A 20,489-nucleotide genomic window follows, 5' to 3' on the forward strand; every position below is an offset into this window, starting at 1 on the left:
ACGCGAATTGGCCTCGAATGAGGCCGATTCGCGCGTAATACGGGCGGCAGCGGCGGACGTTGACGTCGCCAGATTCCGGTTTTCGTGTATATTGTAGCGATGGCGCACACAGCTCAAATCTCCTCGATTTCGACACTGCACGGCAAAACGGCCCGTGTGGTTGAGCTCGCCATTACCACCACCAAAACGATTACCCCGAAAACGATCACGAAGCGCTGATCGTCCGTCGTGCCCGCTCATCTTCCCCGCGCGGTCACTGCGGGCAAAGATGCGGGGAAGTTTCCACTCGAAGGGTATGAAGTCATGAACGTAGGTCTCGTAGGTTGGCGCGGCATGGTCGGCAGCGTCCTGATGCAACGCATGCAGCAGGAAGGCGATTTCGATCTTATCGAACCGGTGTTTTTCAGCACCAGCAACGCGGGCGGCAACGCGCCGTCGTTCGCCAAGAACGAGACCAAGCTCAAAGATGCGACAAGCATCGAAGACCTGAAGAAGTGCGAAGCGATCATCTCGTGCCAAGGTGGCGACTACACGAATGAGGTGTTCCCGAAGCTGCGCGCGGCGGGCTGGAACGGCTACTGGATCGACGCGGCTTCGTCGCTGCGCATGAAGGACGACGCGGTCATCATTCTCGATCCGGTCAACCTCGACGTGATCAAGAACGCGCTGGTCAAAGGCCAGAAGAACTTCATCGGCGGCAATTGCACGGTCAGCCTGATGCTGATGGCGCTCGGCGGCCTGTTCCGCGAAAACCTCGTCGACTGGATGACGGCCATGACGTATCAGGCCGCTTCCGGCGCGGGCGCGCAAAACATGCGCGAACTGCTGCAGCAAATGGGCACGCTGTACGGTGCAGCCAAGGAAGATCTGGCTGATCCGTCGTCGGCGATTCTCGACATCGATCGCCGCGTGCTTTCCGCGATGAACAGCGACCGCATGCCGACCGACAACTTCGGCGTGTCGCTCGCCGGCTCGCTGATTCCGTGGATCGACAAGGATCTCGGCAACGGCATGTCGAAAGAAGAGTGGAAGGGCGGCGCGGAAACCAACAAGATTCTCGGCAAGCCGGCCATGGGCACGCCGGGTTCGATTCCGGTGGACGGCCTGTGCGTGCGGATCGGCGCCATGCGCTGCCACTCGCAGGCACTGACGATCAAGCTGAACAAGGACGTGCCGCTGGACGAAGTGAACAGCATCCTTGCGTCGGGCAACGACTGGGTGAAAGTGGTGCCGAACGAGCGTGAAGCGTCGATGCGCGATCTGTCCCCGGCAGTCGTGACAGGCACGCTGACGGTGCCGGTCGGCCGCGTGCGCAAACTGGCGATGGGCGGCGAATATCTGTCGGCTTTCACGGTCGGCGATCAGCTGCTGTGGGGCGCTGCGGAGCCGCTGCGTCGCATGCTTCGCATTGTGCTCGACAAGTAAAGTAAACTACGCGCTCACGACGCGTAGAAAACTCAAGAAGCGTCGCGCTTGCGCGGCGCTTTTTTCATTGTGTGCTCCGATTATCTTGTCTCTCTCCAACCGCAAAAAAGGGCTGCGCGCTGACGCGCCAGGAGTCCCGATGAACCTTCGACTCTCATCCCTTCGGGCTATGTTCGTTCATCAAGGCGCGCACCGAATCGCGGCCGCGGCCGCTTTGGCGCTCGCGCTGGCCAGCGCCGGCGTGGGCAGCGCGCTTGCCGCGCCAGGCGACGCAGCGAGCGCGCCGGACGCGGCCTCCGTTTCGTACGCGAACGGTGGTCAATTTACGGTGCGGCCCGGGCAGTCGCTGAACGACGTGGCGATTGCCGTCACGCAGTCGCACGACCGGGCGACGCTCGCACGAGCTTCGCGCGCGCTGTTCGAGGCGAACCCGAACGCCTTCATGAGTCACGACCCGAGCCGGATGCGCGTGGGTGCGGTGCTGACGGTTCCGGTGCTGGATGCGTCGGGCGCGTTGGCTGCGTCGTCGGCGGGTGTTGCGTCGGCTGGTTCCGCGGCTGCCGCTACGACGTCTGCTTCCGCACCGGGCGCGGCGGCGGCGAGCAGCGTGGCGCAGGCGAATGCGGTGGCGGCTAGTGCAGCCAGCGCTGCGGCGCACGCGGCGACGCCGGCCGCCCCTGCCGTTTCGGCGGCGGCCAGTGCAACGGCCGAGGGGAGTTCGGCGAGTGCGGGTGGCGCGGGTTCCTCTGCGCCGGTCGCAGGGTCGCAGGCACCGGCGTCGCCGGCCAGCACCGCTCATGAATGGACCGGCTCGATTCAACCCTCGGCCAGCGAGGCAGCTGAAACCGCGTCGGCGTCCGGACCCGGCACAACGGCGGGGACGGGCGCCGCACAACCGGCCTCGCAGCCGCGTGCGCAGGTCTCGAGCTTGCAGCAATTGCTTGCGCTGAAAAATCGCGTGCTGATGGAGTTACAGAAGCATGGTATCGGCGGTACGCCGGCTGTGACGGGCGGCGCTTCGACCAGCGTCGCTCAGCCGGCGCCTGGCGCGTCTTCAGCGGCGGCTGCACCTGGTCACGTCGCTAGCCCGGCGGCTTCGACGTCGAAAGATGTCGGGATGTCGCAGACGGAACTGAGCGTGGCGGCGGCGGTCGGCGCGGCGCTGGTTGCGCTGCTCGCGGCGTTGCGTATGGGTCGCCGCAAGCGCGAGCGTGCAGCGGCGGCTGAAGCTGTGTCGGCGGGCGGCGGTGCGGGAGTGTCCGGGCGGGCAGCGAGCCCGCAAGACACTGTGTCGACACACGAGCAAACGCCGGACGCTGACGACGAGGCAGCCGTGCGAAATGCGGCGGCGCTGGCGGCGACTGAGCGTGAAGCAGCGGAAGGCGAGGCGGCGGCGCGTGAGATGGCGGAACGCGCAGCGGCCGAGCGCGACGCGGAAATGCGCCGGGCCGCGGCGCGGGAGGCCGAGGAGCAGGCAGCGGCGGAACATGCGGCGACGCAGCGCGCAGCCGCGGAACAGACGGCTGCGGCGGAACGTGAGACCGCGGAACGAGCTGCGGGGGAACGCGAGGCCGCGGAACGAGCTGCGGGGGAACGTGAGGCTGCGGAACGAGCTGCGGCAGAACGCGAGGCTGCGGAACAGGCTGCGGCAGCGGAACACTCAGCGGCAAAACAAGCCGCAACAGAACATTCCGCATCCGCCCACGAAGCCGCTGCTCACGAGATCATCCCGGTGCAAGACCCCGGCGCGCCCCAGCGCCTCTCGCAAGAGTACGACGCAACATCCGCAGCCGTCGAAGCCGCGCAAGTCGATCCGAACATCGCGCCGTCCGCTCAGAGCGATTTCGCGCCCGAACCTCTTCCGGCGCCGCCTCTCGATCACTTCGATGATGCGACCATGGCCGCGAGCCTTGCCGCGGCTGCGGAACTCGGCGCCGAGGCGTTGCCGCTGGCGCCGCCCGAGCCTCTCGACGAAGCCTTTCCGCATGAGGAGCCCGTTCATCGCCTGCATTGGGATGACGCGCCGGCCGCACCGCAGGAACCGTTGCTCGAACCGCATCGGTCGGGCGAGACCGGCACCGCAGACGGCGCGTCGAGCCTCGCGCCAGCACCGTTGGCGCAAACGCAGCCCGCGTCCGCCGTGCCGACCGAGTTTCCGCGCGACGCCGTGGATGCCTTCGGCAGCCTCGACATGGCGTTGCCGCCGCGCGTCGAGTCGTCCGCTGACCATGTGCATGCGCCCGCTTCGCTGTCGACGCAGCCGGTGTCGTCGCCGGAAGCCACGGCGAAACAATCCGCCGCCGAGCACCACCCGGACGACACGCCGCACATTGCCGACGAGATCGCCGCCGGCACCGCAGGCCCCGCGGCCGTCGCCGGGCTGGGTGCCGGTCTGGGCGCGGGCTTCGGTGCGTCCGGCTTCGGCGCGCTGAAGCTCGATTTCGACCTCGAGTTGCCGCCCAGCCCGGCCGAGCCGTTGCCGGCGTTCACCCAGGCCGATCTCACACGGATCGCCCGCAACAAGCTCGACCTGGCTGCCGAGTACATCGAACTCGGCGATTTGTCCGGCGCGCGCGCGCTCATCAACGAAGTGATCGAGACGAACGATCCGGGCACGCGCACTGAGGCCCGCGCGTTGCTTTCGACGCTCGCACCGTTGTCGTGAAGCGTATTGCTCTAGGCGTCCAGTACGACGGCTCGGCATTCTGCGGTTGGCAGTCGCAGCCGCACGGCAACACCGTGCAGGACGAGCTCGAACGGGCGCTGCGCGAGTTCGCGCAGACGCCGGTGCATACCGTCGTGGCGGGCCGCACGGATACGGGCGTGCACGGTCTCGGCCAGGTCGTGCACTTCGATACCGAACTGGATCGCGCGGACGTTTCCTGGGTGCGAGGCACCAATTCGTTTCTGCCGAAGACGATCTCGGTCCAGTGGGCCAAGCCCATGCCAGACGAGTTTCACGCGCGTTTCTCGGCGTTCGAACGGACCTATTACTACGTGCTTTACGTCCATCCGGTGCGCTCGCCGATGCTGGCAACGCGCGCCGGCTGGGTGCACGCGGCGCTCGACGTGGACGCGATGCGGGCGGCCACGGCTCATGTGATCGGCGAGCACGACTTTTCGGCTTTCCGCTCGTCGCAATGCCAGTCGAAAACACCGTTCAAGCACTTGTATCAGATCGACGTCCAGCAGCAGGGCGACTTCGTCCATTTCCGTTTTCGGGCGAACGCGTTCCTGCATCATATGGTGCGCAACCTGATGGGATGTCTGGTCTACATCGGCCGTGGCCGTCGCCCGGTCGAATGGATGGCCGAGGTGCTCGCAAGCCGCGATCGCGAGTTTGCTGCGCCGACCTTCATGCCCGACGGCCTGTATCTGGCGCAGGTGGGCTATCCTGAGCAATTCGCCGTACCCGCGCCGCAAACGGGCAGCGTGCCGTGGAGTACCGTATGGACCGAGCAGGCGTCAACATGAAATCGACCGAACATCTCGCGAACGAATCCAATGCCCGCGTGGAGCAGGCCGTGCCGCATCGCACGCGCATCAAGCTGTGCGGCCTGTCGAAGCCGGAAGACGTCGCCCACGCGATCAACCTCGGCGCCGATGCGATCGGCCTCGTGTTCTATCCGCCTAGCCCGCGCTCGGTCAGCATTGCGCAGGCGGTCGAGCTGGTGCACGACGTGCCGCCGTTCGTGTCGGTGGTCGGCCTCTTCGTGAACGCCACGCCGGACTGGATCCGCGAGGTGGTGAGCAACGTCGGGCTCACGCTGTTGCAGTTTCACGGCGACGAGACCGCGGAGCAGTGCGAATCGCTCGCCGGCGTCGCGGGTTTGCCTTGGTTGCGCGCGTTGCGCGTTGCGTCGGATACTCAGCCGGCCGATTTGGTAAAATCGGCTCTTAGCTATTCAGCAGCCAGCGGCCTTCTGTTCGACACCCATGTCGAAGGATACGGCGGCGGCGGGAAGGTCTTCGATTGGTCACTTATTCCAGCAGGGCTCGCGCGTCGGGCCGTTTTGAGTGGTGGGTTGAGCGCGCAAAACGTCAGTGATGCGATCCATCGCGTGCGCCCGTACGCGGTCGATGTCTCTAGCGGCATCGAAACGCCGGGCGCCAAGGGCGTGAAAGATCACGCCCGGATGGCGGCGTTCGTACGCGCAGTGCGCGCAGCGGACGCCGAATGATTCCGGCGCCGCAATGCTCTCGCACGAGAGCCGCGCGCCACACTGAGAAGAGTGATCATCATGTATAACTTGCCTGACAAAAGAGGTCATTTCGGCCAATTTGGCGGCACGTTCGTCGCTGAAACGCTGGTTCACGCGCTCGACGAATTGCGTGCGGCCTACGAGAAATTCCAGAAAGATCCCGACTTCGTCGCCGAATACGAGCGCGAATTGAAGTATTTCGTCGGCCGACCGTCGCCCATTTATCACGCACAGCGTTGGAGCGAGATGCTGGGCGGCGCGCAGATGTTCCTCAAGCGAGAGGACCTGAATCACACCGGCGCGCACAAGATCAACAACGTGATCGGCCAGGCGCTGCTCGCCAAACGCATGGGCAAACCGCGCGTGATCGCGGAAACCGGCGCCGGGCAGCATGGCGTGGCCACGGCCACCATCGCTGCGCGTTTCGGCATGGAGTGCGTGGTCTACATGGGTGTCGAAGACGTGCGCCGCCAAGCCGCCAACGTGTACCGGATGAAACTGCTCGGCGCGACTGTCGTGCCGGTCGAGTCTGGCTCGCGCACCCTGAAGGACGCGTTGAATGAAGCCATGCGCGACTGGGTGACGAACGTCGAAGACACGTTCTATATCATCGGCACGGTGGCGGGACCGCATCCGTACCCGATGATGGTGCGCGACTTCCAGCGCGTGATCGGCGACGAATGCAAGGTGCAAATGCCGGAGCTGGTCGGTCGGCAACCCGATGCGGTGATCGCGTGTGTCGGCGGTGGATCGAACGCAATGGGCATCTTTTACCCGTATATTGACGACGTTTCCGTGAAGTTGATCGGCGTCGAAGCAGCCGGCGACGGCATCGAAACCGGCCGCCACGCCGCTTCGCTGATCGGCGGAAGTCCTGGCGTGCTGCACGGCAACCGCACTTACCTTCTTCAGGATGAAAACGGCCAGATCATCGAGACACATTCGGTGTCGGCGGGCCTGGATTATCCGGGAGTCGGCCCTGAGCATGCGTGGCTAAAAGAAAGCAAACGCGCGGAATACGTCGGCATCACCGACGAAGAAGCGCTCAAGGCGTTTCACGACTGTTGCCGCATCGAAGGCATTATTCCGGCGCTGGAATCTAGCCATGCGCTCGCCTACGCCGCGAAACTCGCGCCGACGCTGCCGAAAGACAAATACCTTCTGGTTAATTTGTCGGGCCGCGGCGACAAGGACATGCATACGGTCGCTGAGCGATCGGGCATTCAGTTCTGAGCGCCGCGACGATGCGCGACGAGTTCGACGAGCCGCAGCCGGCAATTGACACCACGCCGGCCGCCGAGGTATTGGCGGCCGAGGCGCCCGCAGGGCTGTTGCCGCAGGTGCCCGCCGGCATCAAGCTGTTGAACCGCGATTTTCTGTCCGATGTAGCGAACATTCCCGACGGGTCGATCGACCTGATCCTGTGCGATCCGCCTTACGGGCTCGGCAAGGATTACGGCAACGACTCCGACATGCGCACAGGCGAGGACTTCCTCGCCTGGACGCGTGGCTGGCTCGAGCTGGCTATTCCGAAGCTCAAGCCGTCGGGTTCGCTCTACATTTTCTGCACATGGCAGTACGCGCCGGAAATCTTCAGCTTCCTGAAGACAAAACTCACGATGATCAACGAAATCATCTGGGACCGGCGTGTGCCGAGCATGGGCGGAACAGTGCGCCGTTTTACTTCGGTGCATGACAACATCGGCTTTTTCGCGGTGTCGAAGGATTACTTCTTCGATCTCGATCCCGTCCGCATCCCGTACGATGCCGCCACGAAGAAGGCGCGTTCGCGTAAATTGTTCGAAGGCAGCAAGTGGCTCGAGGTTGGCTATAATCCAAAGGACGTCTGGTCGGTATCGCGTCTGCATCGGCAACACGCCGAGCGTGTCGCGCATCCCACCCAGAAGCCTCTGGAAATCGTCGAGCGTATGGTGCTGGCAAGTTGTCCGAAGGGCGGCCGCGTGCTCGACCCTTTCATGGGCAGCGGCACCACTGCAGTCGCTTGCGCCCGTCAGCAGCGCGAATTCGTCGGCTATGAGATCAATGAAAGTTACTGCGCGATCGCGCGGGAGCGCGTCAGCGCTGCCGCCGCTCCTCCGGTAGCGCGCCGGGTCAAAGCCAAAACTCAACGGCAGACCGAAGCGCAGTGAGCGTGCGATCGGCATGCTGCGCGGTAACTCAATTCGAGAATATTCCATGTCCCGTATCAAGAACACGTTTGCTGCGCTGTCCGCCCAAGGCAAAAAAGGCCTGATTCCGTTTATGACGGCCGGCGACCCCGACCCAGCCCGCACCGTCGAATTCATGCATGCGCTCGCCGCCGGCGGCGCGGATGTCATCGAACTCGGCGTGCCGTTTTCCGATCCGATGGCCGACGGGCCGGTCATCCAGCAGTCTTCGGAGCGCGCATTGGCGCACGGCGTGTCGCTGCGCCACGTGATCGCCGACGTCAAACGCTTTCGCGAAACCAACGGCACGACGCCTGTGGTGCTGATGGGCTACGCTAACCCCATCGAGCGCATGGGCGCCGAGGCTTTTGCAAAAGCAGCGAAAGAAGCCGGCGTGGACGGCGTGCTGGTTGTCGACTACCCTCCTGAAGAGTGTGCTAACTTCGCCGAACAGATGCGATCTGCGGGTATTGATCCAATCTTTCTGCTTGCGCCCACGTCGACCGACGAACGCATTGCGGAAGTCGGGAAAATCGCCAGCGGCTACGTCTATTACGTGTCGTTGAAAGGGGTGACCGGAGCGGCGAATCTGGACGTTTCCAGCATCGCGAGTAAAATCCCGGCCATCAAGTCGCGCGTCCCCCTGCCGGTGGGCGTCGGTTTCGGTATCCGCGACGCGCAAAGCGCGCGTGCGGTGGCCGAAGTGTCCGATGCCGTCGTGATCGGCAGCCGTATCGTGCAATTGCTGGAACAAGCGGCACCCGACACCGCCGCCGAGACGCTCACGCGTTTCGTCGCCGAGGTGCGCGAGGCGTTGGACAGCATCGCGACTGCCCGATAACAGTTAATTTTTGTCTTCTGTAGTGTGAGCGGCGGGCTTGTCCCGCCGTTTGCGCGACCGTAGACCCCAGAAGGATTCAATATGAGCTGGCTCGATAAACTGCTGCCGCCGAAAATCAAACAAACCGACCCGAAGAGCCGCAAGGGGATTCCGGAAGGCCTGTGGATCAAGTGCCCGTCGTGCGAAGCCGTGCTTTATCGCAATGACGTCGAGGCCAATCTGCATGTTTGCCCGAAGTGCGACCATCACATGCGCATTGGCGCGCGTGAGCGGCTCGACGGCCTGCTCGATCCGGAAGGTCGCTACGAAATCGGCCAGGAAATCGTCCCGGTCGACGCGCTCAAGTTCAAAGACAGCCGCAAGTACCCGGATCGTCTGAAAGAAGCCATGGACGACACCGACGAAACCGACGCGATGGTCGTCATGGGCGGTGCGATCCACACGCTGCCGGTAGTGGTCGCCTGCTTCGAATTCTCGTTCATGGGCGGCTCGATGGGCTCGGTGGTCGGCGAGCGCTTTGCGCGCGGCGCGCAGAACGCGCTCGAACAAAAGGTGCCGTTCATCTGCTTTACCGCTTCGGGTGGCGCGCGGATGCAGGAAAGCCTGCTGTCGCTGATGCAAATGGCGAAGACGACGGCCATGCTGACCAAGCTCGCCGAAGCCAAGCTGCCGTTCATCTCCGTGCTGACCGATCCGACCATGGGCGGCGTGTCGGCCAGTTTCGCGTTTCTCGGCGACGTGGTGATCGCGGAGCCGAAGGCGCTGATCGGCTTTGCCGGCCCGCGTGTGATCGAGCAAACCGTGCGTGAGAAGCTGCCGGAAGGTTTCCAGCGCGCCGAGTTCCTGCTGACGAAGGGTGCGATCGACATGATCGTCGATCGCCGCAAGCTGCGTGAAGAGCTCGCTCAATTGATGGCGCTCCTGAGCCATCAGCCGGCTGACGCGGTAGCGTAAGCAGGCTCCGCGGCGGAGGGTTGTCGCGCTTTATCGAGCGCGCCCACCGTCGAAAAACAGTAAAAATAGCGCGCCGCGTGAGTGATCAAGCGGCGCGCTGTCATTTCCGGGATAATCACGGTCTCGCAACGTAGCGCCGGTTTCCGGCGACGGCCAGCGCAGACGGCATAGTTTCCGCGCATAAACTGCCCGGCAGACCAGGCTCTGGCCGCAGCCGCAGCCGCAGCCGCAGCCGCAGCCGCAGCGGACCGCTCGGCGCATTTGCAATACTGCCAAATCGATTCACTCGCGATTCATCCGATGACCACATTCCCCACCCTCGACGCGTGGCTCACGCACCTCGAATCCGCGCATCCGGTCGGCATCGACATGGGTCTTTCCCGCATCAGCCAGGTGCGCGACGCAATGCGGCTGTCGTTCGCGTGTCCGGTGATCACGGTTGGCGGTACGAACGGCAAGGGCTCCACGTGCGCGATCCTCGAAGCCATTTTGCTGCGCGCAGGTTTCACGGTCGGCTGCCATACCTCGCCGCACCTGCTCTCGTTCAATGAGCGCGCGCGAGTGAACGGCGAAATGGCCAGCGATGCGGACCTGCTGCCGCACTTCGAAGCCGTCGAAGCCGCGCGCCTGAGCCTCGCCGAGCCGGTCACCCTGACGTATTTCGAATTCACGACGCTGGCGATCATGAGCCTGTTCGCGTCGCGCGGACTGGATGCGGTGATTTTCGAAGTCGGCCTGGGCGGCCGCCTCGATGCGGTCAATATCCTTGACACCGATTGCGCGATCATCACCAGCATCGATATCGATCACACGGACTATCTCGGCGACACGCGTGAAAAAATCGCCTTGGAAAAGGCCGGCATCTTCCGCCCGGGCAAGCCGGCAATTTGCGCGGATCCGGTGCCGCCGCAGTCGCTGATCGATTACGCGGAAAAAATCGGCGCGCAATTGTGGCTGTTCGGTCGCGATTTCCATTATGAAGGTCAGGCGGGTAGCGAACGCCAGCAATGGAGCTACGTCGGCCCGACCATGCGGCGTTCCGCGCTGGCCTATCCGGCGCTGCGCGGCGCGAATCAGTTGATCAACACGTCGGCGGCGCTCGCCGGTCTCGAAGCGCTGCGTGACCGCTTACCGGTGTCGGCACAGGACATCCGCCTCGGCCTTGCGAACGTGGAACTGCCGGGGCGTTTCCAGGTGCTGCCGGGCAAGCCGGCCATCGTGCTGGATGTCGGTCACAATCCGCACGCGGCCGCGGTGCTGACGCAAAACCTCGGCAATATGGGCTTTTTCCCCTACACCTACGCGGTGTTCGGCGCGATGCGCGACAAGGATATTGCCGGCGTGTTGTCGCATCTGAAAGACGAAATCGATCATTGGTGCGTGACCGATTTGCCGACGCCGCGCGCGGCGTCGGCGGAACAACTCGAAGCGGCCTTGCGCGAGCAGGGCGTAGGCGAGAGCGCCGACAGCAGCGTGACGCGCTATGCGACGCCGGCCGAGGCTTTCCAAGACGCGCTAAAACGAGCGTCAGAGAATGATAGAATCGTGGTTTTCGGCAGTTTCTATACGGTAGCGGGTGTCATGGCCTACCGTAAATCGCAGCAACACTGAACGGGCGCCAGCCTCGAACCAAGCGATTCATGGGAATTTTCTCGTTCGGCAAGAAAGACGACGCGCCCACCCGGCGCGGCGCAAATACCAGTTCCATCCGGGCCGCCCGTGGCGAGCGCGTGGAGCGGCGAACCCGCCGCACGGAGCGCACCGTCGACGCCGATGCGATGCTGCTCGACCCTACGTTGCCGGAAAAGCAGCGTGCGCGTCGCCGCCTAGTTGGCGCGATCGCAATGGTCGTGGCCGCGGTCGTCATTTTGCCGATGGTGCTGGACTCGCACCCCAAGCCCGTCACAGACGACATTTCCATCGACATTCCAAGCCGTCCCGCGCCGAAGCTCGCCAAAGCCGAGGAAGACACGCAGGCCGGTGTAGCGCCCGACAACCCCACGCCAGACGCGGCACTTGCCGCCTCCGGTCTTGGGCCGGCTACGGCGGCGAGGCAAGGCCAGTCCGGTGCCACGAAGCAACCGGGCACGGAAACGAACACAGCAACGGCAGCGCCCGCGGCCAGGCCGGCGGCGAAACCGCAGGCGGCGAGCGTCGCCGCCAATACTACGCCAGCGGCGCCCGCAGCGCCCGCCAAGCCGGCCAAACCGCCGGTCTCGCATAACGCGGCAACCGCTCCGGCGCCGACCACTGCGGCACCGGCCGCGCAAGCCCCGGGTTCCGACGACACGAACACGGCCGCCGCTGCGGACGCGAATTCCGGTACGCCGGCTTCGCCGCCGGGTAGCCGTTTCGCCGTCCAGCTCGGCGCGTTCGCGAACGACGCCAACGCACGCAGTTGGGCAGCCAAGTTGAAAGCGGCGGGTGTGCCCGCATATACCGAACATCGGAAGCAGGCTGACGGCTCCACGCTCACGTTGCTGCGTGCCGGCCCATTTGCGGACCGTGCAGCGGCAAGCGCCGCCATTGCAAAGGTTCGCGAGGCCGGCTTGACGTCTGGCGCGAACAGCGGCGCGGCACAGTAAGTCGGCGATGTTCACCGCCTTCGACTACGCTGTAATGGCGGTGATCGGTTTGTCGGCGTTGCGCGGCACGTGGCGCGGTTTCTTGTCCGAGATATTCGGGTTGATCGGCTGGATCGCGGCTTTTTTCATTGCTTGCCGCTTTGTCGGTTACGTCGTGCCGTTTATCCCGTCTAACTGGCCGGGCGGCGCGTTGACCCAGTGGCTGCTGGCCTTTGCGCTGGTAGTGATCGGTGTGGTGCTGGTGGCGAGCGTGCTGAACGCCCTCTTGAGCCGCATCGTGCAGGCAACCGGCTTGAGCGGCGTGGACCGCTCGCTCGGTTTGATGTTCGGCCTCGTGCGCGGGGTCATTCTGGTGCTGATTCTGGTCGCCCTGGCGGGCTTGACCGAACTGCCCCAACAGGAATTCTGGCGCAACGCCTTGCTTCGACCCTATGCGGTCGAGGGCGTGCACGTAATGAAACCGCTGCTTCCCGAGACGCTTGCTGCTTACGTCCGAGTGTGACGATCAGGCGAGTGGTTAGGGAAACGCAGCAGGACACCGGCGCAAACCGGCTGCCTTTACGTTCGGTCGCGTAGCTTCGAGAACGCTCCGAAGGAAGTCCCTTGGGACGCCATCGCAGGCAGCGGCCGCCATGACGAATTTCGTACCTTTGAAGGACATGCCATGTGCGGCATCGTAGGCGTAGTTTCCCACTCTCCGGTCAATCAGCTGATCTATGACAGCCTGCTGCTCCTGCAGCATCGCGGTCAGGACGCCGCCGGCATCGCGACGGCGAACGGCAGCAATTTCCACATGCACAAGGCGAACGGCATGGTGCGCGACGTGTTCCGCACGCGCAACATGCGCAGCCTGCCCGGCACGACCGGTATCGGTCAGGTCCGTTATCCGACGGCCGGTTCGGCGTCGAGCGAAGAAGAAGCCCAGCCGTTCTACGTGAACGCGCCGTTCGGCATCATCCTCGCGCACAACGGCAATCTGACCAACTGGCAGCAACTGAAAGATGAGATGTTCCGCATCGATCGCCGCCACATCAATACCAATTCCGACACGGAAGTGATGCTCAACGTGCTCGCGCACGAACTGCAGCTCTCCAGCTCGGGCCTGCAACTCGATCCGGCCGCGTTGTTCAACGCCGTCTCGGGCGTGCATCGCCGGGTGCGCGGATCGTACGCGATCGTGTCGCTGATCGCCGGTTACGGCCTGCTGGGTTTCCGTGACCCGTTCGGCATCCGCCCGCTGTGCCTCGGCAAGCAGGAAACGGCTGAAGGCGTCGAATGGATCCTGGCGTCGGAGTCGGTGGCGATCGAAGGTATCGGCTTCGAATTCGTGCGCGACGTGGCGCCGGGCGAAGCGGTTTTCATCGACATCGAAGGCAATCTGCACTCGCAGCAATGCGCGACGAACCCGAGCCTGAACCCCTGCATTTTCGAACTCGTGTATCTCGCGCGTCCGGACTCGGTGCTCGACGGCGTGCCGGTCTACAACGTGCGTCTGCGCATGGGCGACTACCTCGCCGAGAAGATCAAGCGCGAACTGCCCGACGTTCCAATCGACGTCGTGATGCCGATTCCCGATTCGTCCCGTCCGGCCGCGATGCAGGTCGCGAAGAAGCTGGGCGTGGAATACCGTGAAGGCTTCTTCAAGAACCGTTACGTCGGTCGGACCTTCATCATGCCCGGCCAGGCCGTGCGCAAGAAGTCGGTGCGCCAGAAGCTGAACGCCATGGGCATCGAGTTCAAGGGCAAGAACGTGCTGATCGTCGACGACTCGATCGTGCGCGGCACCACGTCGCACGAAATCGTGCAGATGGCGCGCGACGCCGGCGCGAACAAGGTGATCTTCGCTTCGGCGGCGCCGCCGGTGAAGTTCCCGAACGTCTACGGTATCGACATGCCCACGCGGGGTGAACTCGTCGCCCACGGCCGTTCGGACGACGAAGTCGCGCGCATGATCGGCGCGGACCATCTCGTTTATCAGGACGTCGACGCGCTCAAGCAAGCGGTCCGCGATATCAACCCGGCACTGAAGGAATTCGAAGCGTCGTGTTTCGACGGTAACTACGTGACCGGCGACGTCACGACCGAGTACCTCGACCGCATCGAAACCGCGCGTCTCGCACCGTCCTCGCAATCGGACCGCGACGCCGCGAGCGAAGCGATCGACGGTGGCGCGCCGGCCCGTTCGCAACTGCATCTGCAACTATCGGTGGGCTGAGCGCGATTCGAGTTGCAGGCTCCCGGTGCACGGCGCGCCGGGAGCGTGTTAGCATGACGGCTTGCGTCGATTTGAACTCAGCTTGCGGACGCGGGGCAACCCGAAACAGCTAAAGCGAATGGTGGAAAAGCCGCATTCATCTACCTCCGCTCCAGCTTTCCCCCGCACATGAAGCCCGCTTATGCCGACGCAAAAGCGGGCTTTTTTGTTGCTGCCGTTCGGCTTGATGCGCTCAGATGATTTCACGTGAGCCGCCGACACCGAACGCAGCCATGAAACATTGGAAACCAGAACCAACATGGACGACTCCCTGAACTTCGACACGCTGGCAGTCCGCTCGGGCACGGTGCGCAGCGATTTCAACGAACATTCGGAAGCGATTTTCCTGACCTCGAGCTTCGTGTTCGCGAGCGCTGCGGACGCGGCCGAAAAATTCAAAAATTCCGAAGACAACTACACTTACTCGCGGTTCACGAATCCGACCGTGTCGATGTTCCAGGACCGTCTGGCCGCGCTCGAAGGCGGCGAAGCCTGCATGGCGACGGCCTCGGGAATGGCCGCGATCATGTCGGTGGTGATGTCGGCGTTGCAGGCGGGCGACCATCTGGTGAGCTCGCAGGCGCTGTTCGGTTCGACGCTCGGCATGTTCTCGCAAATCTTCAGCAAGTTCGGCATCGCCACGACGTTCGTCGATCCGACCAATCTGGACGCATGGAAAAACGCCGTGCGCCCGGAGACGAAGATGTTCTTCCTCGAAACGCCGTCGAATCCGCTGACCGAAGTCGCCGACATCGAAGCGATCAGCAAGATCGCCAAGGCGTCGAACGCGCTGTTCGTGGTCGACAATTGCTTCTGCAGCCCGGCCCTGCAGCAGCCGCTGAAGCTCGGTGCGGATGTCGTGATGCATTCGGCCACCAAATTCCTCGACGGTCAGGGCCGCGTGCTCGGCGGCGCGTTGGTCGGCTCGAAGCAGTTCATCATGGAAAAGGTGTTCCCATTCGTGCGCAGCGCCGGTCCGACGCTCTCCGCGTTCAACGCGTGGGTGCTGCTCAAGGGCATGGAAACGCTGTCGCTGCGCGTTGAAAAGCAGTCGGCCAATGCGCTCGAGATCGCGCGCTGGCTGGAAACGCATCCGGCTGTGAATCGCGTGTTCTATCCGGGGCTTGAATCGCATCCGCAGCACGCGCTGGCCATGCGTCAGCAGAAGGCGGGCGGCGCGATCCTGTCGTTCGAATTGAAGGGCGACACGCCCGAGCAGATGCGTGCGAATGCATGGCGAGTGATCGACAACACGAAAATCTGCTCGATCACCGGCAACCTCGGCGATACGCGCACCACCATCACGCATCCGGCTACGACCACGCATGGCCGCGTGACCCCGGAAGCGCGCGCGGCGGCGGGTATCAGCGAAGGCTTGATTCGTCTCGCAGTCGGTCTGGAAAACGCCGGCGATATCCGGGGCGATCTGGAGCGCGGTCTGGCGGGTTGAGCGAAGGTTTGAGCGAAAGCTCGATGCAGGTCAAGCGGGCCGCACTGTCAGGCGGCTCGCGCACAAACACCCAGAGCAGTAAGACGCGGCGCAGCAAAGTGCAGCAGAGCCTCCTTGCAGCAGAGACCTAGTGCGGCAAAGACCTTGTGCAGCAAAGACTTAGCGCAGCAAAAACACACCGCTGTAAAACTCAATGCCGCAGCGCGCGCCATTGACCGGGCGCCAGCCCGAAACGCCGCGTGAACGCGTGCGTATAGGCGCTTTGATCGCCAAAGCCGATGTCCAGCGCGATATCGCTTAATGAAAGCCGCGGATCGGCAAGCAAGGTGAGCGACGTATCGAGCCGCAGACGCTGCAAATAGCGATGCGGCGTCTCACCGAAGGCCTCGATAAAAAGCTGATGAAAGCGCCGCATGCCAAAGCCGCAATGCGCGGCGAGGTCGGCGATCCGCACCGGCTCCGACAAATGCGCGCGCAACCAGCGGTCGATACGCGCAAAATCCAGACCGGCGCCTGCCGCCTGCGCGCCCGCCGTCGTGCCCGCGTCGGCCACCAGCGCCGCGCCGAGACGCGCGGCTGCGTCCCAATGAAAACGCCGTGTGTCCAGATCGTCGCCTCGCGCGCCGCCGGCGGCGTGCGCCGCGATACGGTGCACGAGCTGCGTGAGCGAGGCGTCGACCGTGACGGCCCGCGCGCGGTCGAACAGCCGTTCCGGCACGGCCAGCGACGCCGCCGGCAAGTCCAGAACCAGCTGCCGGTTTTCGCCGACGCCCGCGTAATCGTGCCGAGCGCCCGCCGGGATGAGCCAGGCGGAGCCGGCGTCGATCTGGTGCGCGACGCCGTTCACCGTCATGACCATCGCGCCGTCGAGTCCGAGCACGACCTGGTGAAAGTCGTGCACGTCCGACGCTTCGATCGCGCCGTAGCGGCGCAGCGAAACGCTAGGGGCGGAAACGGGGGCGTGAGTCATCGACGGTGCGTGGCAACGGAACGGCGAAAACTCAGACGCCGAGCAATTCGACTTCGAACACGAGCGTCGCGTTCGGCGGAATCACGCCGCCCGCGCCGCGCACGCCGTAGCCGAGTTGCGGCGGGATGGTCAGTTTGCGGGTGCCGCCGACCTTCATGCCTTGCACGCCTTCGTCCCAGCCCTTGATGACCATGCCGCCGCCCAGCACGAAAGCGAACGGGTCATTGCGGTCCTTGCTCGAGTCGAACTTCTGACCATCGGTCAGCCAGCCGGTGTAGTGAACGCTGACGGTCTTGCCGGCCACTGCCTCGGCGCCGGTGCCTTCAACGATGTCTTCGTACTTCAAACCGGATTCGGTAGTCACAGTCGACATGTATCGCTCCTCAGATCAAAACGTAAAAACCGACATTGTAGGCGTGTTGACGCCGCATCGCGCAGGATTGCCGCGTGGCACGCGGATTGCGTGAAGGGTGGTCGTCCGGCCACGCTGGTCGCGCCGGACCGCGTGCCTATAATGGGGCTTCTTTCAATCATCATGCACCGCCTGAGAGGGCTCGATCGTGACAACGTCTTCAACCGGAAATGCTGGCGAAAAGCCGGTGGCTTCCGGCTTCGCCGTATCCGAACGCACCGCGCATCTGCGCGCGGAAGCCGCGCTGTTCATGCGCGACCATGTGCTGTCGCTGGTGTCGCACGACCTGCGTGGTCCATTGAATGCCATTCATAGCTGGGCGTACGTGCTGGAGCGCAAGCTCGACGCGAACGATCCCAATGCGCAACGCGCCGTCACCGGCATTCGCAATGGCGTGGATCAGCAGGTCAAGTTGCTCGAGACGATCGTCGACACCACGCGCGCCGAGACAAAATCACTAGCGCTAGCCTACGCGCCATTTCCCCTGCATCCGTTACTCGACGAAACGGCGGAAGAAGTCCGCTCGGGCCTGGGTCGCGCGCGCGGCGTGGAAGTCGCCGTCGACTCGCAACTCGCCACCGAGCAGCTCAACGGCGACCGCGAGCGCCTTGCCGCCGCGCTATGGCTGATGCTCACGTTCGCGGTCGAAGCGAGCGCGGAAGGCGCCACGGTCAAGCTGGTCACGAAAGCGGATACGAGCGTGTGGCACGCCAGCGTCGCATACGAGCCCAATGACGCCGCGTTGGAAGACCCCTCGTTGCCTCATGTACTCGAGGCGTTCGCCCGCAAGCAGGCACGCGAGCCGCGCGAAGCGAAACGGATCGCGTGGGTGCTGGCGCTCTGCAAGCGCATCGCGGAAGCGCACGGCGGCAGTTTCGAGCAAGGCGAGGCAACCGACAGCACCGCGGACGGCGCCACGGCCACGCTCGCGCTGCGCGTCCCGCTGAGCGCAACGGCTCCGAAATAGGCGGTTCGACTTGGACGGCTGCTCCGCGCGATAAAGGTTTCACCGAGCTTTCACCCTCTATACTGACAACTTTTGTCGCCGGAGCCTTTCGCTTTGATCCAGGTTGTCGCCCTTATCGGCGCGTTGTTTCTCGTCGCCCTGAACGGTTTCTTTGTTGCCGCCGAATTCGGTCTCGTCAAACTGCGGCAGACGCGCGTGCAAAGTCTTGCCGCCAAACATGGCATGCGCGGACGTCTGCTCGCCAAGGTGCACGGACGCCTCGACGCCTATCTCTCCGCATGCCAGTTGGGCATTACGCTGGCGTCGCTCGGGCTTGGCTGGATCGGCGAGCCCGCGTTCGCGGAACTGCTCACGCCGGTCTTCGGCCTGCTCGGCGTCGAATCGGAGAAGCTGATCCACGGCATCTCGCTCTTCTTCGCGTTCTCATGCATCTCGTTCCTGCACATCGTGGTGGGCGAACTCGCACCGAAGTCGCTGGCCATTCGCGAGGCGGAGAAGGTCTCGCTATGGGCCGCCATGCCGTTGTACGGCTTTTACTGGGCCATGTATCCGGCCATCTGGGTGCTCAATTCGAGCGCCAACGCGGTGCTCAGGCTCGCCGGGCTCGACGCCGATCACGGCCACGACTCGCACTACTCGACGGACGAACTCAAGCTGATCCTGCGTGGGCGCCGCGCCAACGTCGCTACGGAGCTAGGTCCGCCGGACGGCGCGTATAGCCAGGACGAGTGGAACACGATCGCGCACTCGCTGGATTTTTCGCGCATGACCGTGTCGGACCTCATGCGTCCGGCTTACGAAATGATCGGCCTGCGGCGCGATCTGCCGTTGCGCGAAAACATGCAGGTGGTGGCGCGGCACCGTTTCAGCCGTTATCCGTTGTTTGAAGACGCATCCGGCGAACGCGTGGCCGGCATGATCCATTTGAAGGACTTGCTGCTGGCGCGGCACGCGGGCAGCACGCTCGACGATCTTTCCCAATACGCGCGCCCCGTGCAGTACGTCACGCCGGAGATGCCGGCGCTCGAACTGTTTCGCCGCTTCCGCAAGGGCGCGCCGCACTTCGCGCTGGTCGGCCACAAGCGGGAGAAGCCGATCGGCTTCCTGACGCTAGACAATCTGCTCGGCGCACTGGTCGGCCAGATCCACGACGAATTCCGTCAGGGCGATGCCGACTGGACCCGCATGGACGACGGCACGCTGATGGGCAAGGGCAGCTTGCCGGTGGTGTCGCTGGAGCGCGCGTTGGGCATTGACATCGACGAAGGCAAGGCAGAGTCGGTGGGCGGCCTCGTCATCCAGGCGCTCAACGATCTGCCGACCGAAGGGCAGCGGGTCGAGTTCGACCGCTTCGACGTGGTGGTCAAGAAGATGAAAGGCCCGCGTATCGTGCTCGTGCGGGTCTATCCGAAAGCTCTCGACGACGAAGGCGGTTAAGGCGCCATAGCGCCGCGCGGGACTCAGCGGGGAGCCGATCCCGCTGCGCGCGCCACAGCATTGCGCAGGTAGAATTGGCGTCCACACCATTGGGGGCGACATGGGATATCTGCTGGTGCTGTGCGTGGGATTGCTGGCCGGCACGTTGAGCGGCGTGGTCGGCACCGGCTCGTCGATGATGCTGATGCCCGTCCTCGTGATGCTGTTCGGTCCGCAACAGGCGGTGCCGATCATGGCGATCGCGGCAATCATGGGCAACTTCGGCAAGGTTCTCGCGTGGTGGCGCGAGATCGACTGGCGTGCATGCGGTGCTTACTGCGTGACCGCCGTGCCGGGGGCGGCGCTGGGCGTGCGAACGCTGCTCGCGTTGCCGCCCCATGCGGTCGAAATCGCGTTGGGCGTGTTCTTTGTCGCCATGGTCCCCACGCGGCGCTGGCTCGCGCGGCGCGCCATCAAGTTCTCGCTGTGGCAACTCTCGCTGATCGGCGGCGCGGTGGGCTTTCTCACTGGAATCGTCGTGTCGACCGGGCCGATCACGGTACCCGTATTCATGTCGTACGGCCTTGTGAAAGGCGCCTTTCTCGCGACCGAAGCGGCGGGCTCGTTGACCGTCTATGCCGCCAAAGTCGCGGTTTTCAATCATTTCGGCGCGCTGCCCTTGCATGTGGTGATCGATGGCTTGATCACCGGCTCCGCATTGATGGTCGGCTCGTTTGCCGCGCGAACGATCGTGGTCCGGATGAGTCCCGCCACCTTCAAACTGGTCGTCGACGGCTTGATGCTGTCGTCGGGGCTGTCGCTGCTGTGGGCAGCGGGGCGCTAGC

Annotated in this window: 19 protein-coding genes; 16 read left to right on the forward strand and 3 right to left on the reverse strand. The window is 64.0% G+C overall.

Going from position 1 to position 20,489, the window contains the following annotated elements; genetic code table 11:
• Nucleotides 1-303 precede the first annotated feature (303 nt).
• The 12 genes from asd (at nucleotide 304) to purF (ending at nucleotide 14,390) form a co-directional block, all read left to right on the forward strand.
• The gene (gene asd / locus CJU94_RS29230; protein ID WP_095422067.1) at nucleotides 304-1,425 is read left to right on the forward strand and encodes an aspartate-semialdehyde dehydrogenase; all 1,122 of its coding nucleotides are present in this window, start codon (nucleotides 304-306) and stop codon (nucleotides 1,423-1,425) included.
• 139 nt (nucleotides 1,426-1,564) lie between these two features.
• Complete coding sequence (locus CJU94_RS29235; protein ID WP_095422068.1) at nucleotides 1,565-4,090, forward strand: FimV/HubP family polar landmark protein; 2,526 nt, start codon at nucleotides 1,565-1,567, stop codon at nucleotides 4,088-4,090.
• Nucleotides 4,087-4,899 (forward strand): tRNA pseudouridine(38-40) synthase TruA, encoded by an 813-nt coding sequence (truA, locus tag CJU94_RS29240; protein ID WP_095422069.1) that lies wholly within the window; start codon nucleotides 4,087-4,089, stop codon nucleotides 4,897-4,899. The genes CJU94_RS29235 and truA overlap by 4 nt, the downstream gene beginning before the upstream one ends.
• Nucleotides 4,896-5,606: a phosphoribosylanthranilate isomerase gene (locus CJU94_RS29245; RefSeq protein ID WP_095422070.1), complete on the forward strand. Its 711-nt coding sequence runs from the start codon at nucleotides 4,896-4,898 to the stop codon at nucleotides 5,604-5,606. Before truA ends, CJU94_RS29245 begins: the two co-directional genes overlap by 4 nt.
• A gap of 60 nt (nucleotides 5,607-5,666) precedes the next feature.
• Nucleotides 5,667-6,860, forward strand: coding sequence for a tryptophan synthase subunit beta (gene trpB / locus CJU94_RS29250; RefSeq protein WP_095422071.1), 1,194 nt, complete (start codon nucleotides 5,667-5,669; stop codon nucleotides 6,858-6,860).
• 11 nt (nucleotides 6,861-6,871) lie between these two features.
• Nucleotides 6,872-7,777: a DNA-methyltransferase gene (locus tag CJU94_RS29255; RefSeq protein WP_095422072.1), complete on the forward strand. Its 906-nt coding sequence runs from the start codon at nucleotides 6,872-6,874 to the stop codon at nucleotides 7,775-7,777.
• 46 nt (nucleotides 7,778-7,823) lie between these two features.
• Nucleotides 7,824-8,636, forward strand: coding sequence for a tryptophan synthase subunit alpha (gene trpA / locus CJU94_RS29260; RefSeq protein WP_095422073.1), 813 nt, complete (start codon nucleotides 7,824-7,826; stop codon nucleotides 8,634-8,636).
• A gap of 81 nt (nucleotides 8,637-8,717) precedes the next feature.
• Nucleotides 8,718-9,590: an acetyl-CoA carboxylase, carboxyltransferase subunit beta gene (gene accD, locus CJU94_RS29265; protein ID WP_006047605.1), complete on the forward strand. Its 873-nt coding sequence runs from the start codon at nucleotides 8,718-8,720 to the stop codon at nucleotides 9,588-9,590.
• A gap of 300 nt (nucleotides 9,591-9,890) precedes the next feature.
• Complete coding sequence (folC, locus tag CJU94_RS29270) at nucleotides 9,891-11,201, forward strand: bifunctional tetrahydrofolate synthase/dihydrofolate synthase (RefSeq protein ID WP_095422847.1); 1,311 nt, start codon at nucleotides 9,891-9,893, stop codon at nucleotides 11,199-11,201.
• A 29-nt stretch (nucleotides 11,202-11,230) separates the two neighbouring features.
• Complete coding sequence (locus CJU94_RS29275; protein WP_095422074.1) at nucleotides 11,231-12,175, forward strand: SPOR domain-containing protein; 945 nt, start codon at nucleotides 11,231-11,233, stop codon at nucleotides 12,173-12,175.
• 7 nt (nucleotides 12,176-12,182) lie between these two features.
• Nucleotides 12,183-12,677: a CvpA family protein gene (locus CJU94_RS29280; RefSeq protein WP_095422075.1), complete on the forward strand. Its 495-nt coding sequence runs from the start codon at nucleotides 12,183-12,185 to the stop codon at nucleotides 12,675-12,677.
• Between the two features lie 162 nt (nucleotides 12,678-12,839).
• Nucleotides 12,840-14,390 carry an amidophosphoribosyltransferase gene (gene purF, locus CJU94_RS29285; protein ID WP_091804841.1) on the forward strand — a complete coding sequence of 517 codons (1,551 nt, stop codon included), beginning with the start codon at nucleotides 12,840-12,842 and terminating at the stop codon, nucleotides 14,388-14,390.
• 48 nt (nucleotides 14,391-14,438) lie between these two features.
• On the opposite strand, the gene CJU94_RS40995 is transcribed toward purF, so the two are convergent.
• On the reverse strand, nucleotides 14,439-14,690 hold the full coding sequence (locus tag CJU94_RS40995; protein WP_157763817.1) for a hypothetical protein: 252 nt from the start codon (nucleotides 14,688-14,690) through the stop codon (nucleotides 14,439-14,441).
• On the opposite strand from CJU94_RS40995, the gene CJU94_RS29290 reads away from it, so the two are divergent.
• Entirely contained in the window at nucleotides 14,689-15,879 is a 1,191-nt protein-coding gene (locus CJU94_RS29290) for an O-succinylhomoserine sulfhydrylase (RefSeq protein ID WP_095422076.1), read from the forward strand. The two genes, CJU94_RS40995 and CJU94_RS29290, sit on opposite strands and share 2 nt — an antisense overlap.
• A gap of 190 nt (nucleotides 15,880-16,069) precedes the next feature.
• Here CJU94_RS29290 and CJU94_RS29295 read toward each other — a convergent pair whose 3' ends face one another.
• A complete protein-coding gene (locus CJU94_RS29295; RefSeq protein ID WP_095422077.1) occupies nucleotides 16,070-16,849 on the reverse strand; it encodes an AraC family transcriptional regulator in 780 nt (259 codons plus the stop codon).
• Nucleotides 16,850-16,880: 31 nt separating this feature from the next.
• Nucleotides 16,881-17,222 (reverse strand): FKBP-type peptidyl-prolyl cis-trans isomerase, encoded by a 342-nt coding sequence (locus tag CJU94_RS29300; RefSeq protein ID WP_027803023.1) that lies wholly within the window; start codon nucleotides 17,220-17,222, stop codon nucleotides 16,881-16,883.
• A gap of 187 nt (nucleotides 17,223-17,409) precedes the next feature.
• Between CJU94_RS29300 and CJU94_RS29305 the strand changes: the two genes are divergently transcribed.
• From CJU94_RS29305 to CJU94_RS29315, 3 genes are all read left to right on the forward strand, one after another.
• Nucleotides 17,410-18,228, forward strand: coding sequence for a sensor histidine kinase (locus CJU94_RS29305; RefSeq protein WP_095422078.1), 819 nt, complete (start codon nucleotides 17,410-17,412; stop codon nucleotides 18,226-18,228).
• Nucleotides 18,229-18,321: 93 nt separating this feature from the next.
• Nucleotides 18,322-19,665: a hemolysin family protein gene (locus tag CJU94_RS29310; protein WP_095422848.1), complete on the forward strand. Its 1,344-nt coding sequence runs from the start codon at nucleotides 18,322-18,324 to the stop codon at nucleotides 19,663-19,665.
• A gap of 100 nt (nucleotides 19,666-19,765) precedes the next feature.
• Nucleotides 19,766-20,488 (forward strand): sulfite exporter TauE/SafE family protein, encoded by a 723-nt coding sequence (locus tag CJU94_RS29315; protein ID WP_095422079.1) that lies wholly within the window; start codon nucleotides 19,766-19,768, stop codon nucleotides 20,486-20,488.
• Nucleotide 20,489 lies beyond the last annotated feature (1 nt).

The organism is Paraburkholderia aromaticivorans, assembly GCF_002278075.1.
GTDB classification, from domain to species: Bacteria; Pseudomonadota; Gammaproteobacteria; order Burkholderiales; family Burkholderiaceae; genus Paraburkholderia; species Paraburkholderia aromaticivorans.